The 17121-nt window shown below is 34.8% G+C and carries 17 protein-coding genes; 10 read left to right on the top strand and 7 right to left on the bottom strand.

Annotated features, from left to right (window positions below):
- The 5 genes from AC4CUX_RS19220 to AC4CUX_RS19200 form a co-directional block, all read left to right on the top strand.
- A partial coding sequence (locus AC4CUX_RS19220; RefSeq protein ID WP_490792692.1) for a hypothetical protein occupies nt 1-190 on the top strand: 190 nt, incomplete at its 5' end.
- Between the two features lie 128 nt (nt 191-318).
- On the top strand, nt 319-1254 hold the full coding sequence (gene repM / locus AC4CUX_RS19215; protein WP_058952649.1) for a replication initiation protein RepM: 936 nt from the start codon (nt 319-321) through the stop codon (nt 1252-1254).
- A gap of 78 nt (nt 1255-1332) precedes the next feature.
- On the top strand, nt 1333-1863 hold the full coding sequence (locus AC4CUX_RS19210) for a plasmid replication DNA-binding protein (RefSeq protein ID WP_490792691.1): 531 nt from the start codon (nt 1333-1335) through the stop codon (nt 1861-1863).
- Between the two features lie 257 nt (nt 1864-2120).
- Nucleotides 2121-3437 carry an AAA family ATPase gene (locus AC4CUX_RS19205; RefSeq protein ID WP_060513878.1) on the top strand — a complete coding sequence of 439 codons (1317 nt, stop codon included), beginning with the start codon at nt 2121-2123 and terminating at the stop codon, nt 3435-3437.
- A gap of 14 nt (nt 3438-3451) precedes the next feature.
- Complete coding sequence (locus AC4CUX_RS19200; protein WP_060513879.1) at nt 3452-4123, top strand: hypothetical protein; 672 nt, start codon at nt 3452-3454, stop codon at nt 4121-4123.
- Nucleotides 4124-4210: 87 nt separating this feature from the next.
- Here the strand turns inward: AC4CUX_RS19200 and AC4CUX_RS19195 are convergent, their stop codons facing one another.
- The 5 genes from AC4CUX_RS19195 to AC4CUX_RS19175 all read right to left on the bottom strand — a co-directional run bounded on the left by AC4CUX_RS19195 (nt 4211) and on the right by AC4CUX_RS19175 (nt 9947).
- The gene (locus AC4CUX_RS19195) at nt 4211-4822 is read right to left on the bottom strand and encodes a recombinase family protein (protein ID WP_004740252.1); all 612 of its coding nucleotides are present in this window, start codon (nt 4820-4822) and stop codon (nt 4211-4213) included.
- Nucleotides 4823-5003: 181 nt separating this feature from the next.
- The gene (locus AC4CUX_RS19190; RefSeq protein ID WP_490792690.1) at nt 5004-6047 is read right to left on the bottom strand and encodes a fimbrial protein; all 1044 of its coding nucleotides are present in this window, start codon (nt 6045-6047) and stop codon (nt 5004-5006) included.
- Nucleotides 6048-8609: a fimbria/pilus outer membrane usher protein gene (locus tag AC4CUX_RS19185; protein ID WP_490792689.1), complete on the bottom strand. Its 2562-nt coding sequence runs from the start codon at nt 8607-8609 to the stop codon at nt 6048-6050.
- Between the two features lie 24 nt (nt 8610-8633).
- Nucleotides 8634-9344 (bottom strand): fimbrial biogenesis chaperone, encoded by a 711-nt coding sequence (locus AC4CUX_RS19180; protein ID WP_419381394.1) that lies wholly within the window; start codon nt 9342-9344, stop codon nt 8634-8636.
- Between the two features lie 21 nt (nt 9345-9365).
- Nucleotides 9366-9947 (bottom strand): fimbrial protein, encoded by a 582-nt coding sequence (locus AC4CUX_RS19175; protein ID WP_058952618.1) that lies wholly within the window; start codon nt 9945-9947, stop codon nt 9366-9368.
- A gap of 425 nt (nt 9948-10372) precedes the next feature.
- Between AC4CUX_RS19175 and AC4CUX_RS19170 the strand changes: the two genes are divergently transcribed.
- Nucleotides 10373-10684 (top strand): BrnT family toxin, encoded by a 312-nt coding sequence (locus AC4CUX_RS19170; RefSeq protein ID WP_087696030.1) that lies wholly within the window; start codon nt 10373-10375, stop codon nt 10682-10684.
- Nucleotides 10647-10961, top strand: a complete 315-nt coding sequence (locus AC4CUX_RS19165; RefSeq protein ID WP_087696029.1) for a BrnA antitoxin family protein — start codon at nt 10647-10649, stop codon at nt 10959-10961. The genes AC4CUX_RS19170 and AC4CUX_RS19165 overlap by 38 nt, the downstream gene beginning before the upstream one ends.
- A 412-nt stretch (nt 10962-11373) precedes the next feature.
- Here the strand turns inward: AC4CUX_RS19165 and AC4CUX_RS19160 are convergent, their stop codons facing one another.
- Both AC4CUX_RS19160 and AC4CUX_RS19155 read right to left on the bottom strand, forming a co-directional pair.
- Nucleotides 11374-12279, bottom strand: a complete 906-nt coding sequence (locus AC4CUX_RS19160) for a pyridoxal-phosphate dependent enzyme (protein WP_087696032.1) — start codon at nt 12277-12279, stop codon at nt 11374-11376.
- Between the two features lie 218 nt (nt 12280-12497).
- Nucleotides 12498-12722, bottom strand: a complete 225-nt coding sequence (locus AC4CUX_RS19155; RefSeq protein WP_058870605.1) for a helix-turn-helix domain-containing protein — start codon at nt 12720-12722, stop codon at nt 12498-12500.
- A 148-nt stretch (nt 12723-12870) separates the two neighbouring features.
- Between AC4CUX_RS19155 and AC4CUX_RS19150 the strand changes: the two genes are divergently transcribed.
- From AC4CUX_RS19150 to AC4CUX_RS19140, 3 genes are all read left to right on the top strand, one after another.
- A complete protein-coding gene (locus AC4CUX_RS19150; protein WP_236770552.1) occupies nt 12871-13113 on the top strand; it encodes a hypothetical protein in 243 nt (80 codons plus the stop codon).
- A gap of 345 nt (nt 13114-13458) precedes the next feature.
- The gene (gene mobC, locus AC4CUX_RS19145) at nt 13459-13992 is read left to right on the top strand and encodes a plasmid mobilization relaxosome protein MobC (protein WP_236770553.1); all 534 of its coding nucleotides are present in this window, start codon (nt 13459-13461) and stop codon (nt 13990-13992) included.
- Complete coding sequence (locus AC4CUX_RS19140) at nt 13976-16519, top strand: mobilization protein (RefSeq protein ID WP_490792688.1); 2544 nt, start codon at nt 13976-13978, stop codon at nt 16517-16519. Before mobC ends, AC4CUX_RS19140 begins: the two co-directional genes overlap by 17 nt.
- Nucleotides 16520-17121: the final 602 nt, after the last annotated feature.

Here is a 17121-nt window from a genome sequence, read left to right as displayed (position 1 = left end):
GTATCTCCTGTATCTCCTGTATCTCCTGTATCTCCTGTATCTCCTGTATCTCCTGTATCTCCTGTATCTCCTGTATCTCCTGTATTTACTGTATTTACTGTATTTACTGTATTTACTGTATTTACTGTATTTACTGTATTTACTGTATTTACTGTTTTTACTGTATTTACTGTTTTTACTGTATGAATAGGTTTATAGACCCCAATAAATAATTTTAAATCAATAATATAGATTGCTTTTAACCAAAGTAATTGTGTGTGTTGAATAGACTATTTAAATAGTTTATTCTATGAGCTAGTTTTAAATTAATTATTAGAAATGAAAAAAGAAATCGTAAAAGATAATACTCTTGTCCAAGCTAGCTACACATTAGACATAGTCGAACAGCGCCTCATTCTTTTAGCAATCGCTGAAGCAAGAGAAACAGGACACGGGATCACAGAAAATAGTTTGTTAGCGATTCACGCTAGTAGCTATATCAATACTTTTAACGTAGAAAAGCATACTGCATATACAGTGCTGAGAGATGCGTCTAAAAGCTTATTTAAACGTTATGTTACGTATCATGATATCAATCCTAAAACAGGAAAAAACCGAAGCTTTCATTGCCGCTGGGTGGATAAAATTGGATATGAAAAAAAATCAGGAATCATTTATTTACGTTTCACTCAAGAAATTGTCCCATTAATTACACGACTTGAAGAGAATTTCACCAAATATGATTTACAGCAAGTATCAAAACTAACTAGCGCTTATGCTATTCGACTTTACGAATTACTCATTCAATGGCGATCCACTGGTAAAACCCCTGTTTTTAATTTAAGTATTTTTCGCCAGCAGCTTGGTGTTGAAGAACATCAATATAAAACTATGAGTAACTTTAAGACCTATGTTTTAGAGTTTGCATTAGAACAAGTAAACAAATCTACGGACATCTCAGCTAAATATCAACAGCATAAAAATGGTCGCTCTATTTCGGGTTTTTCATTCAGTTTTAAGCATAAAAAAGTAACTAATCCTGATAGTGAAAATAAGAGAGATCCAAATACATTAGATGCTTTCTCAAAAATGACAGATGCTCAACGTCACTTATTTTCTAATAAACTTTCGAAATTACCTGAAATGAGTAAATACTCTCAGGGAACCGAAAGCTATCAGCAGTTTGCCATACGCATTGCTGAAATGCTTCAAGATCCTACTAGATTTGAAGAATTACATCCTTATCTTCAAAAAGTTGGGTTTAAAGCTGCCTAAATTATAGACTTGATCATTTGTCTATTAGACAGTCTAATAGACATCAACTTTTGACAAGATTAGGCATAGTTTTACACCATGAAAAGTCTTTCAGTTCTTGAATTATCTAAGCTTTACAGCATAAATAGACAAACAATTTACAACCAAATAAATAAAGGAATTTTAAGTAAAAATTCTGATAATAAGATTGATTTAGCTGAAGCTATTCGAGTATTTGGTGAACCTATTAGAAAACAGGATGTAAAAGAACCTGTAAAAGTGGACAGTCCAAATTCGGCAGAAGTTTTACTGCTTAAACAACAAATAGACATGCTAAAAAATCAGCTTGAGGATGCCAAAGATCGGGAATCTTTCTATCAAAACCAAATTGAAACGATGCAACGCTTATTAGAAGCCCCAAAACCTAATATGACTACGTTTACCGATCAAGAACCCGTGCAAGCAAGCATGGTCAAAACAGATCCCGAACCGGACACAGCAGAAGCTAAACATGACGGATTGACTACTCCAGAGAAGACTGAAAATAAGCGGATTCCAGTAACCGAGCACATTGAACAGGAACCGGAAAAAAGAGGCTTTTGGAGCCGTTTTTTTAGACCCTATGATTAACCACGATTGTTTAACTGATATGAACAAAGTTGTGGAACATTGATCAAAGAATAGGCGTGGAACGTGAAAAATCATAAAAAAAGCCCAATCGGGTGTGATTGGGCTATAAACTAGAAACTACAGCATTGATTTCTAAGGAAAATTATAACACATTTCGTATAAGGTGTATTATGTTAATTTTAGCATCTCTTAAAAGTTCCTATCTAGCTCTGTGTTCATGCTAATATCATTGAAACTTATCTTTATGACTATCTGAAATGCTTTCTAAGATTCGAATTCTTAACTATAAATCACTAAATGATATTTACTTTGATCCAACTCATGTAAATCTATTTTTAGGTGAAAATGGTGCTGGAAAATCTAATATTTTAGAAGCTTTAGCAATGTATAGTGCTGCAAAATCGAATATGTTGAGTAATGAATTCCTGATATCAAGAGGAATACGCCCAATAGATCCATTAACAACACTTAGCCAATTCCCTTTGGTAGAAAAAGATAAGAGTGATAACGAAGAACGGTCTAAAAATTTTGCAATTTTTACCCAAGATAATCTTCTACCTATCGGGGTAGCTATCTGCCATGATGAAGAAGATCCATATCGTGGTTTAAAAGCTAAAATATTTACAGCTAGATTCAATGAAAATGATGATGGTGATGGTGAAAAAAGTTATTTAATAGATGAGAATATTGAAGAAAGCCATAGCAAGGTAATGAATGATTTATTCAAAAGCTTTTCTGAAATCAATAAACTATTCCCTCAAGTAGAGGATATTAACGAGATTTATAAAGAAAAATTTATTAAAGAATTAAAAAAGAAAGATAAAAATAAAATTTCTAAGTTATTAGAAATTCAAAATAAAATGCATTATTTAAGTGAAAACTTAAAACTTATAGATGGTTTCAGATCAAAGAAGTCATCTAAAGATAATTTTGTTATTTTCAACCCTGAAATAAACACACTAATGGGCGAGAACACTCAATCACAAATTCAGCCATTAGGAATACATGGGGAAGGATTATTCACCCTGTTAAAAGTCATGGCAAAAAAAGAACCTGAAAACTTTAAAGATGTAATTGATACAGCTTCAATTTTCAATTGGTTAGAAAAGATAGAACTGGTCGAGGATCTAAATGAACAAAAAATTGTTCTCAAAGATCGCTTCATGGATGGATATATTTCCCCTAAAAGTGCTAATGAAGGCTTTCTATTTAGCTTATTCTACGCCTGTCTCTTTTGCTCAAAACAAACTCCATCTGTATTTGCAATCGAGAGTATTGATAAATCACTTAATCCACGTTTATGCCAAGTCTTAGTAAAAAAATTAGTTGAAAAGGCAAAAAAGTATAATAAACAAGTCTTCTTAACCAGTCATAATGCAGCAGTGCTAGATGGCATGGATTTACTTGATAAAGATCAATCTATTTTTATTATTGAAAGAGCTACCAGTGGTGAAACTAAGATTAGAAAATTAACAGAAGAACACCTACCTAAGCCTAAAAGAAATGGTGAAAAATTGAATCTTTCAGAAGCCTTTTTAAGAGGCATGCTAGGCGGATTACCTTCAAATTTCTAATTGGTATAAAAATTATGCGTTTTTCTATTATTGGTGAAGGTAGTACAGATTTTCGAGTATTAAAGACTATTCTAGAATCATTTTTTGTAGACTCTGAAATTAACTCTTTAGTGCCTGTCTTAGATGTCTCGACATTAAAAACAGCGAAAGATGAACATGGTAGTTGGACTAAAATTCCAGAGTATTTAAAATCAAACTTCCTTGAAGATGCATTAGTGAATACAGACTATTTAGTTATTCAAATTGACACTGATGTTTGTGAAGAGCCTGGTTTTGACGTAAGTCCTAAAGTTCTAGCCGATAGCAATCAAGAAGATTTCTATAATTTAGTACAAGCTAAATTGATAGAATGGATTGATAGTTTTGAACCTGATACCTATAACTATTATCAGGAAAAGTTTATATTTGCGATTGCGATTCACTCTTTAGAATGTTGGTTAATCGCATATTATTGTAAAAGTTCAGAACTAAAAATTAAAAGAATTAAAAATGGTTTTAATCATCTGCAAAGGGCTTTAGAAAGAGATAAAAAAATCCACTTAGCAGAGCCAAAAGATCCTGCTGTATATGAAGAGTTGGCAATTCCTTTTAGAAAAAGGAAGCATCACGCTCAAGCAAGAACCTATTCATATAGTTTGAATAGATTCATGTGCCAATTGGAAGAAATAGAAAGTAAAATGGTCTAAACATTTAACATAAAATCTCTTATGTGAAGCAATCTTGTAACTCCAAAATAGAAATGTCCGGTTTCTCCAAAGTAAAAATGTCCGCTTTTAGATAACTTTAGCAACTCGATAGACAGTTGCAACTCCACAATTCACTGCTTTGGCAATTTCTTCCTTAGTCATATTGCCAGCTGCTAGCAATTCTTTTATTCGTTTGTGCTTAGCCTCATTGGCTTTCTTACCTGTTGGCTTGTAACCCGAACGTGCCAGGCCCTGCTTAATACGTTCTATACGTTTCTCATTGTCTAGGCGAGCCATTGTTGCCAGGAGATCAATCAACATATTGTTGATGAGTTCCAGGATTGAATGAGTAATGCTGTCACTGGTTTGAATCATTTGGTAGGTAGTAGGAAGATCCGCTACGACTAAACGAAGTCCCTTCTCCTGGATCCTGCGCTTCAGCTCTTGAAAATCTCGTTGGGTTAGGCGTGATAAGCGGTCAATACTTTCAACTAACAAGGTGTCACCTTGATTTGCTTCTGACAGCAGCTTATTCAATTCAGGTCGGTCTAACTTCGTACCACTATAGTTTTCCACGTACACAATGGTTTCACCCAAATTCAAGTTTTGGTTTAGATCCTGAAGAATCTGCAAAGCCCTTTCTGCATCTTGATCTTTAGTTGAAGCTCGTAGATAAATACGTGTATTCATTTCTATCATTTAATCTTAATTCTATTAGATTAATGATAACAATATCATTTAATTATTGCATTAAGTCTAATGATAGATATTGTATGCGATTTGGCTCGCTATCATTCAGCTATACTCTTTTGATAAAAAAAGCATGACTGAAAACCATGCCTTGGGAGCCCACATAACATGTTGTATGTTAATCTTAGATTTAATTATATATAAGCGTAATTGTTGCTTGAGCATATACACCAGTCGCTGGTACTGGAATAGCATTAGAATAATAACGTGCCTTAAATGATTTAGAAACCGTACCTCCTGTTCCAATAGTACCAAAGTTGAAAAAGCTACTCGAACTACCTATTACCTTAGGTGCAATTGGCAGTGGTGAACCGCTGCTATCCGTTATTTGTACCGAAACATTTGGAGAGTAATTAGTCCCAGTATTTTTTAATAACCCTAGAGTATTGCTTGCTGCATTATTATTATCAGTCAAAAGTGCAACTAGGCTTTTATTCGCATCAATTGCATTACAGCCACTGACATTCATAGTAAATGTCGTATCACCTAATGTTTGACCAATGGAAGTAAAATCTGTCGTGCGAACCGTTGGAAGAGTTACATTAATAGCTGCACCGCTATTCACTACGCAGGTTGTTTTAGTGATTTTAAAAGTAGAATTGGATAATGTAATGATTGTACTAGCTGATTGAAAAATTCCGCTAAGAGCGGTAAGCTGCCCAAGTCTTAGGTTATTTATGACAAATGTCGCCTGTGCATTTCCAATACCAGAGACAAGTAGACGAACATTCTCTAGTCGAATCCCTCGGGTCGAACTTGTACCTGTAAAAATTGTATATGCTGTTGTTGCGTCATTAACCCAATATTCTGTAGCATTATCTTGATTTTCTTTTACACTAAACGCCATATAAACATTAAAAGTTGGTAGCGGTGTAATGAAACTTGCTGGAATTTGATAATAAGTATATCCACCTGTAGTGATCGTTGATGAGGTTAGCAGATCGGTATTTGGTTCCATTTTGAAGACACTTGAACCACTAAGAAAACACCCTGAAATAGGTTGTGGAGAAGACACCTGTACAGTTTGTAAGGAAAGTTGGCGATAACTATTATCACTTAGTGCATTTGCCATTGTGGCTGTAAAATTTACAGGATTTATATCCGTTTCACATAAACTATATGCTTTTGAACAATATAATAAAATGATAATGAGTCCCAAAAGTTGCTTACACATTTAATGGCACTCCACATTAACAATACTCAGTTGAGTTACTCTACTATTTAAAATCAAGGAGAGACCCTCTAAAGGAATCAGGCAACTCTGTTTCACTTGATCCCCCCAAATAACTTTTAATGGCTCGTTTAAATCACGGATATCATTACTAAGTAAAGATTGATTCGACTGTCCCATGATCCCAACCAATTTACCTGATTGAGTTTCAATACGACTTCCCATTGGAAATTGTATTTTTTCGATAGGATTATTTATTCTTAGTAAAATATTTGACTGCACATTTGCTTTAAATGTCACTAAAGTTGAACTGTATAAACGCGGTATAACTTGAGTTTGGTTGCTATCTAAAGTAACTTCTGGTGGCAATTGGTCAGGATTAATCGCAATCGAATTCAGATTATAGGCAGATACATTGGGATAGATTGCATTGCCCCAACGATCTAATTTCACACCCCATGCATTTTCTACAGTCGCACCAGTACCATTCTCTACATGTATGATAGAGTAAGTATCTGCAACTGAATTAGTTGCGGTAATACCATAAGAGTGTGCAACAATCGCACCTTGAGCAGAAACTGAATATTGAGTATCGTTTCCATTACTATAGACAGTCGCTGCTAAATTTGTTTGCGGTAATAAATAGCCGATATTCGCATTATATGTAGTCGAGTTAGAGTCGCTAGATTGATACTGAGAAATACCTAATCCAAAATTAATATTATTATGCTCACCTAAAGTACCTGATAGATTTACACCAAAATTATCGTTTGTTTGATCTTGCACTGTATTGTGCTGATAGTTCGAATTTACAAATATATTCGATTTTTTATAATCTAATGGTAATGATAAACTCAAGTAAATACTTTCATCTGATTTAGTACTATTATTCACATAGTTGGTTTGACTTACCCCAATCGAATAATTCAGCAATTTCCATACATTTCCATAGTTCAGATTAAACTGATATTGATTCGGTTTATCAGTCCAATATTGATTGGTTAAAAAACCAAAACTAAAAGAACCCAAACGTTCATTACTAAAGCTTTTATTCAAATTAATATTAAATTGATTTTTTAAATCAGCAGTTAATGTTAAATTTGTCTGTTCATCATCAATTAGTTCATCATAATTTAACAAGGCCAGTGCATTTGATACCGTCAAATAGTTTTGACTTTGTAAAATACCACCAATATTTACATTAAAATTATATGAATTCCAATTATAAATATAATCTAAAGACAAACGTTGTCCTTGATAATCATTGGAGAATATAGAAGCTTTACTCAGGTTTCCGATTAAGTTAAAGCCGCCAATGGCTGTATTTAAACCTGTACCTAAGAGCATGCTTTGATAGTTTTCTGTCAGATTTACACCACCTAACAAGGTCAAATAATTATTTAAACCATAATTATAACTACCCTGTAAAATGGTACTTTCGGTTATTTTATCAATAGTTTTATAGTTACCTAAAGCAAGACTATAATTATATTGTTCTGGTCTAAGCAGATTAAAACTATTTTGCATTGGGATAATAAAGATTTTCTTTTCACCCCCATTTTCAATTACTTCAAGAGTCAAGTTGCCCGATGAGGTTGAGGTTAAATCTGTAATTTTAAAAGGTCCCGCAGGGACAGTACGCTCATATATTTTTTGTCCATTTTGGAAAATACGAACTAGGGCATTGGTATAAGCCACATTTTCAATGACAGGCGAATAATAGCGCATTGACCAAGGCAGCATATTTAAGTCCGAGGCCAGTTGTACCCCGACAATAGGTAAGCTTTCTTGTTGTAAAGCATTGGTATTAAACTGACCAATACTGATCCGTGAATGAATAGGTAAAATATCACGATTTAAAACATTTTTATATGAACGATAGTTACCTAAACTAGAATGGCTATTTGACTGAAAATTACCTGCATGTCGGTAATACCAGCCATTAATATTTAACCCGCCAGTCAGACTTAAATATTGGTCATCACTCGTTTCAGTATGATTATAATTTGCACTATAACCAAAAAAACCAGAGTTAACTCCCTTATCGAATCGTTCAGGGTCGATATACCCTTGTGGTCTTTCTTTTACAAATTTTTGTGGAATAAATACTGCTAATGCTTGGGTTGAAATATCAAAATTATAAGATGCGTCTGGAGAGATTTCTTTGATAGTTAAACAATCTTTTTTCTGAATTTGTCTTAGATAATCATCTTGCAAATCTAACTTAGTGAGTAAAATAGGATCTACACACAGAACTGCGCTGTTTGAATCATCTAAATGCTTGAAAAGAATATTTAATTCACCAAGTAAACGCTCATTCACTAAAACATCAGCGATATAGTTTCCCTCAGCAATATAATTTGCTGTACTGAATAAATCTAAATTTACATCTTTATTTTTACTACCAAATAAAGAGGCTGAACTAAAAGCCATAAATTGGGTTTGATTTTTTGCTGAGGGTTTTTCTAAATTTTGTATAAGGGCTTCTTCACTAGAAGCTGCATACACTTTTGTAATTAGTGCCATAAAAATATAAAGACACCCCCACTGATATTTATTATTCATCCACTTTATTTTCAGCCAAAACTTTTAATCAAATTTAGTTTCAAAATCCTGGTTCCCACCAAGATCATTCACAATTTGATAAGAAAATTTTTCAGGAGAAAAATTCACAGTAAGTTTGTCCACAGCTTGCTGTGAAAAAGGTTTAAGCATAACGGCTTGACTATACTCCATATGCTCAGATTTAGATTGAAAATCCATTTGTGTAATCGTAATAAAATAAGGCGTTGGATTATTTAAATTAATTTCTTTAGTTAATTGATTATATTTAGCCTTAATCGAAGCGTACGCTGTATTTGCAGACATTTTAAGATTTGAAGGTCGGTAGAATAGCTTGATACGTGTTCGAACATTAAAAGTTAAAAGATTTTTCCCCACATATTGCGGATCATCAGGCGGGATATCTAACATATTGAACCAGAATAATGATTCGCGGTCTTGCGGTAAACTTGGAGAACCTGTTGGAATAATACGGATAATCTGACCTCTATTTGGTTCAACACGAGATAAAGGAGGTGTTAATACAAAAGGTATCTGATCTGCATTGGGAATTTGATCAATGTCTCCGTTATCAATCCAAGTCTGTACTAAAGCGGGTGTACTAAGTCCATTGCGTAATTGCACACTGATACTTTTGGCATTGGAGGGAAAAATAATGCGCGTACCATCTATTGTGACACCAGCAAAAATTGATTGACTACAAAATATAACTAGCGATAAAAGGCATGTACGCAACATTATTTATTCCAAATTAAAAACTTAGTTATATTCTAAAGTATAGTTAATACTAGTTTTAACAGTTTGAGGGGCTGGACTTGCCTTGTTTGAAATATATCGAGCTTTAAGTGCGTAAGCACCCGTAGTAGAAGCACTTAACTGTCTTGTTAATGAGAAATCAATTGGTGTTGTACCATCTACATTAAGAATTTGTACAAATACATCTTTAGTCGTTGGTGCAGAAGTATCTGTGTTAATTAACCATGATTTATTGGTTGAATCATAGTTAGTATCAGCCGTTCCGCTTAAAGTAATGTTTTTAATGGCACCAATGGTAAGGGCATCACAACTACCAGCTACACCAGTCCCGTCTGTTACGGTGAGTGTAAAGTCTTTCGTGCCTGTAGTTGAATTAGCAGCTGTAAATGCGGTATTACGGACAGTATCAAGCTGCACAGCAACATTGTTTGCTGTGCCAGTAGCACCAGCAGACCCTGTAAGTGTACAAGTACCATTAATTACTTTACCATTTATAGTAATAACACCATCTTCCGCGAATGCAGAATTTGTTATTCCTACCATGCTTAGAGCAGTAACTAATAACATTGAGTTCATTTTTTTCATTTTAAACACCTTTTGACGTGAAAATATTTTGAACATCATCAAATTATTTTCATTATTAAAAATATGGATAATAGTTAAAAAACAAATCACATGAGATTTCTTTTTTGATCAATACTTAATAATTTTACCTCAAAAATGTAAATAAATGTTAACTTGATCAAACCTTCAATTCTATTGACAAATATAAATAAAATTTACCTCCATTTAACATAATGGCGCTTATACGAAACGCAAAATAAATAGTGTTATATTTCAAAAAGTTATGTTATAAAAAATCGGGGACGCAAACCCGAAAAGCCGACTTGGAAACAAGTCGGCTTTTTTATGTTCGATTCTGTAAGCTTTTGCCAATAAAAAATGGAAGAACTTTGCAAAATTTACAATTTTGTATTAACATTTTTATATTAACAAAAAGCGATGCAACTATGGAAATTGAGTTTTCATGGGATGAGCATAAAGCAGATACAAACCTCAAAAAACATGGTGTAGCTTTTGAAGATGCAACATTGGTTTTTTATGATGCTCATGCCGTCTTCAAACAGGATCGCTTTGAGAATGGTGAATATCGTTGGCAAGCGATAGGTATGGTACATGGGCAAGCTGTTTTATTAGTGGCTCATACAGTACAAGACCATAATGGGATAGATCATATCCGTATTATTTCAGCACGACAGGCAGAGAAAAAAGAGAGGAAACAGTATGAACAAAACCGTTACTTACAAAGTGGATTTGAATAAGCCTCCTGTTTTATCTGAAGAACAAAAGGCAAGACTCGAAGCCCTGGCTAAACGCCCAGATAGTGAAATAGACTTTTCGGACATTCCTGAACTTGATAAAAGCTTTTGGAAAAATGCTGTCCAAAATCCGTTTTATAAGCCAACTAAACAAGTAACTACAGTACGCATTGATGCAGATGTCATGCAATGGCTAAAAGCACAAGGCAAAGGCTATCAGACACGTATGAATAAGATTTTACGTGATGCAATGCTGAATGATTTAAAAAATCACCCATAAAAAATGGAGCTTAAGCTCCGTTTTTTACAAACTATTTTTAAGCTTATAGAATCTAAATTCGGGGTAAATTAAACCTATAATAAAAAGAATGGTAAATGCTATCCATAGAAACAAAGCCATAGCTCTAAGCTGTTCTTCATTCCATGAGCTTGATTCCATATCTAAGAAAAAGATACTCTTCCAACCTTTAATACGATCAGCTCAACCCCATGAAATAATCCATTTGAACATTAAGCTAACTGCCAAATAAATAAGCACCCATACCCATGTAGACATAAATTACCTTATTATTTTTAATTACTTATCAGATAATTATAACTGATTTTCATAATCTTATTTAACGTTTCATAACTGTATAAAAAGCTCAGTATTAGATACTGAGCTTTTTTGAAAGAAAAAATAATTTTCTAAATTATTGAGATGAATATTTCAAAAGTTGCTCAAGAGAGATAGATGCACCACCACATACAATTACAAGAATATTATCTGAAGGTGAAAAGTCCATTTTTTTATTATATAAAGTTGCTAAAGTAGCACCACAAGCAGGTTCAACTAAAGTTCGATGGTCATCTAAAAATTTAAAACAAGCATCAATCGCTTCTTCATCTGTAACCGTGATTCCTTTAATTTCTTTTAATTGTGTAAGCTCGAAAGCATTCTTACAAACTTGCTGTGCAGCTAGAGTTGTCGCTACACCTGTAACTTTATCTAATTTAATATGTTGTCCCATTTTAATTGCTGTATTTAATGAAGCAGTTCCTTCCGTTTCTACAGCATAAATTGGAATATTTAGTTTATTTTTAGACAAGCCCTGACTAATACCTGATAGTAAACTTCCACCTCCAACGGATAAAACAACAGCACTTGGTATGATGCCGTCTTCAATTGTTTCATCAATAATTTTTGCTACTCCATCCCATAAATATTGATCATCAAAAGGATGGATATAAATTGCCTCAGAGTTAACAAACTGTAGAGCAAGTTCATTTGCTTCTGTCCAAATTTCACCATGCACGATAACCTCTGCACCTTGTTGACGCATGATGTCTATTGCTTTTTGAGAAGTTGTTTTAGGAACAACAATAGTCGCTGGAATGTTTAATGAATTTCCCATATAAGCTACAGAAATTCCCGCATTGCCGCCTGATGAACTAATAAACTTTTTGGCACCTTGTTCCGCATAGTATGAACAAGCATTCCCTATACTGCGTTGTTTGAAAGAACCAGATGGTTGTGTGGATTCCATTTTTAACCATATATTACAGTTATTTATATTACTTAATGTCTTAGATTTTAGAATAGGAGTTTTAATAATCATCGTGTTTAATAAACTTGAAAAGTAGTGGAATTCCACATTATAGCCTTATATTTTTTGACGTCTTAACTAAAGTAGTTATAGTGAATTCTAAGACTTATCCTATTCATTCAAAAAATAGCCCTCAACTGAGGGCTATTTAACATAAAATCTCATCTACGAAATGCAGCAGCACGCGCTAGGACCCAATTAAAACTTTAATTGGGTTCACATCAAATACTCTATTGATCACGATAAGCTCGAACTTTCTCAAAAATTGGATAAAAGTCCAGACCATCATCCTTCATATCTGAAATTACGATCGCAATCACTGCAATGGTAGTGGGCACTTTACCGTTCTTTTTATAGTTGGTAATTGAATTCGCATTCATATCTAAAAGCGCTGCAAATTCTTTAATAGACAGGCCAGACTTACCTATAAGTCTTTGAAATTCTTCGTAAGGCATAGTTTAAAAAGCAGAATTGTTCTGATGGGAAAGTATAGCACAGATCATTTATTTACATTCAAACACATAAATAATGTGTTAATCACAATATTTATGTGTTTAACTATTCTTATCAAGCACTTTTACTCTTTTGATAGGACTTGTTTTTATGAACCATTTCGTACAGCCCAAGCTTCTTATTTCTTCTCAAGCAAAAAAGATTGGATTGACATTAATTAATGATCTTGAACTTTGCATAACGGCACGATTGGCTTTTTATCTGGATGTAAATCATTGTTATGACGGCCATGAAGCAACATTCATTTGGACCGAAGGTTTTTTACAAGATCACCCTCAAGCTGAATTTTCTGACGTTAGAAAAGCCTTCCTACAACTTATCCCAGAATGTTAAAAAAACGATAATGAAATCTGTATTTGACTCATAAAATACAGATTTCAAATTCGCCTGTTTTATCACTAGTCTCCCCCCATTTTTAATTAAATAAAGCATCCCTTTCGAGAACAAAAATAATCATTTTATTCCTCAAATTTTCCAAAAAATAACACCCTCTTTAAAAATTCATCCGTTTTGCGCTTTAAACAGACTTTATTTTTTCAACACTGATATAAGAAGTTCGGACATAAAGCACATAAGCAAGCCTACCTGTATTACATTTTTTTCAAAAATTACATACAGGGACTTGTTAGGGGTTTCACCCCTAAGACCCCAAAAGCAAAAGCACGCTGAGAATCTGACATGTTACGCACAAAAACAAAGTCATTTCGTTTGACTGAATTGCAACTAAAGCAACTCGAAATCCATCTTAAAAAAGAAAACTCAGAGTTTTCAGATTTTCTTCATTCATTAATTCAACGTGAGATCATGCAAGACACTGTCACCGTTCAACAGATCCAAGACGAAATAAAACCCCTTAGAACAAAAGTAAAAACAGTCGTTGAAGTCGTCAAACGCTACCAAAAAACTGATCCAGCTTTATTGCTCGAGCTTGCCAAGATTGGCAACAACATTAATCAGATTGCACGCGCATTAAACATCATCAAAAACGCAGATCCGCAAGAGCAGCGCAAACTCGATATTTTAAAAATTTTTTTAGTTTTAAAAGCCATCCAAATCGAACTAGAAGGGATTTTTCCTGCGCTGCCAAAAATCAGTCGGCAAAGCCAAGAACGGCTTCAAAAGCAATTAAAAGATTTACAACTCGAAGAAGAAAAGACCACTGCTGAACCCAAGTCTATTGATTTAGCGGAGGTTGATGAGAGTGCATATTAAATTTTTAGAACACGGCAAAGGCAGTCCAGCAAAAGCATCTGCATACCTTTTAGATCAATATGACCACAACGGTGATTTGCGCGCAGGGGTGCAAGTTCTAAAAGGGGATGCAACCACGTTTAACGCCATTTGTGACTCCAGTCCGCATCTTTGGAAGTACACCAGTGGCGTCATCGCTTGGTCAAAAGAAGACGACCCAACGGACGAGCAAATTAAAGAAGTCCTTAACGACTTTGAACAACATGCTTTCGCAGGATTGGAACAATCGCAGTATCACCTTTTTGCGGTGCTACATACAGATCAAGACGGCTCCAAGCACATCCACGTTTTAACCCCTCGACTCGACATACAAAGCGGAAAATCACTGAATATAGCCCCGCCAGGACATGAGAAACATTTTGATGCGCTCAGAGATCACTTTAACTTAAAAAACAATTGGTCACGTCCGGATGATTTGCTTTTAATGAAGTCCAGACAAGAGCCGAATTATGTTGCAAAACTCCATGCTCAAGCAAAAAAGATTATGGATGCTGAATCTCTTCAAGATCTTACAAAAAAACAGTTTTGCAAATTTATAGACGACTCTATCTCACGCCTTGCGGCTCACCCACTCAGCGGCATTAAGACGCGTGCTGACATCGTTCAAGAAATTAAAAAACATAAAGACGTAAAGTCCGTCAAACAAGGCCGAGATTATCTCACCGTAGAGCTGACAGGCGGCAAAAAACACAGACTCAAAGGATTTTTATATCATGACAATTTCAGCAGAGAACTTTTATCAGAGCATATCAAAGCAGAACGAGAGCGTAGAAACTCTCCAAGTGAACTTGCAGCAGCTATCAATCAAACTGGAAAGCTTCGTGAAGAATATCGCACAAAGCGAGAAACCTATCACAGAAGGCACCATTCTTTTACACCAAGTACAGCAAACGACAATAGCCCTAGAATCGCATCTACACTCGATTTTGAGCGAGATAGAGAATCTATCACCCCAATCCATCAAAATGCTCACAACGAGCTATATGGAGCAAATACAAGCATTACAAGTACAGCTATCGAATATCGATATATCGAGCATCGAAACCGTCACAACCAACATCAATTCGTTTTCAACATCAATCGAGGCGTTACAGGAGCACATCAACAGCCAGTTGAAAAGCATCAAGATCGATCAAGAGAGCCTGCAGCAGAGTATCCAAAGCCAAGTCCAACAAGCACTAGCAAACCAAAGCGAACAGATCCAGAGCGACATCCAGACCTTCATCACGGAAAAATTGAGTACTCAGAGAGCAACCTACCTCCTATACGGAATTATAGTTTTTGGAGTGCTGATTCTTTTAATGAGTTTCTTACTCAGCTATCAAGCAAGTTCAAACTTAAAAACGATCACAGCACAACGCGAAGTGATTCAACAGAACTCACAAATAATTTCAAATCAAAACAGCAACATGTATTAATTACGGAAGAAAACTATGCAGACCGAAATCGACCATTTTTTGAAAGAGCAAAACGACTTATTGAGTCAACAAATCAACTTGTTAACAGAGCAAAACAACGCATTGAATCAACAAGTGAGTTCATTAAAAAACATCTTGAGCAAATACAGCGAAGTCGAGCAGAGCTTACAAAACAAAATCACCCATTTGAAAACCGAGAACGAAACCCTACAAGCCTTGATCCTGGCCATGAAATCAGAACTTTCAAAGCTCGAGCAGGGCAACTTTTCCGAGCAATTACAGCAAGCATTTCAAAACAATGTGCTGATGCAATTGCAGACGCAATTAACACAAACTTTGAAGCAACTGAATTTAAACAACATTATCAGCGCTTTAGTGAAGGCCGAATTGAAACCGATTCAATCGAATATCAACACACAGCAGGCCGATCTCGAGAACGCACTCTTGAAAATCTCGCAAGTGAAGGTACCCGACAACTTTTACAAAGATCTAGAGATGCAGAGCAAGCAAATCGACATGCTCGTGGAGACAGTGGAAAAATTAGTCGAATTAATCAACAACTTGGTGGACTAGAAACTACAGTAGCGGACATTCGACTAATGCCTAAGCCGGCTACAGATTTTCACCTCAGTTCATTGCGCAATGACAACTATTACCCAGATTATGTCGTCTATCACAAAGAACTATGTGATAAACAGCAACAAGCCTATGACAGCAAAAAACTATCTCTATTAATTGATTACACAAAGAAAAAGGCAGAAAACCTAGAAACCTACATGAGCCGAGCAAGTCGAAACTTGAATAAATCTGACTATGACAAAATTGAACAGATCATCAAAAATGATCAACGCATGCTGAAATATCTGCAATGTGAGAAGATTTTAGAACGGCAAGATACCCGTTTTGAGCAGCACAGAGCTGCATACCAAAGCTGTTTAAAGCGCTTTGAGAATATCAAACTTGATATTGAGCAAATTAAAAACTCGTCCTCTCAACATAATGTTTCTCAGAATACCTATGAACCTGAATATAAATCAAAGCCAAAAAATGACTTAGATTTTAATTTTTAGTTAATCTAAACAATGATTTACCGAGCGAGTGTCTACGAGCGACTGAGCGATATAAAAATTTCGCCCTGCTCTTTCTCTGATTACAAGCTTCCTTGTGCTGCTAAAGGAGATTAACCGAGCAAAGCGACGACTCTATATTTGAGTCTAGATCGAGCGTAGCGAGTAAAAAAGCTTTATGAGCGAAGCGAATTCCGAGTTGCTTTTGATCTTGCTTTTGACTTTTTTTAAATACACGTAAACATAAACCAAAAAATTGCCCCGTCGAATCGAGCGAAAGCGAGATTCAATAGAGTTTGAGCGTAGCGAAAACCAAGGGCAATTTTTTCTATGTAGTGTTTTTAATTATTTTTAATGTTTTTAATGTTTTTAAGTATTCCATAAGCCTTGATTCTAGAGACTTCTAGATCAGATATAAATAGGTTTATAGACCTATATAAATAGGTTTATAGACCTATATAAATAGGTTTGTAGACCTATATGAATAGGTTTATAGATCATATGAATAGGTTTATAGATTTTCTGATACTTTGCAATTATGTATACCAATTATATGAGTTAATCCTCCTGTATCTCCTGTATCTCCTGTATCTCCTGTATCTCCT

It is taken from the genome of Acinetobacter sp. 231_lipA (genome assembly GCF_058243005.1).
Note: the sequence above shows the minus strand (reverse complement) of the source record. Positions and strands in the feature narration are given on the sequence as shown.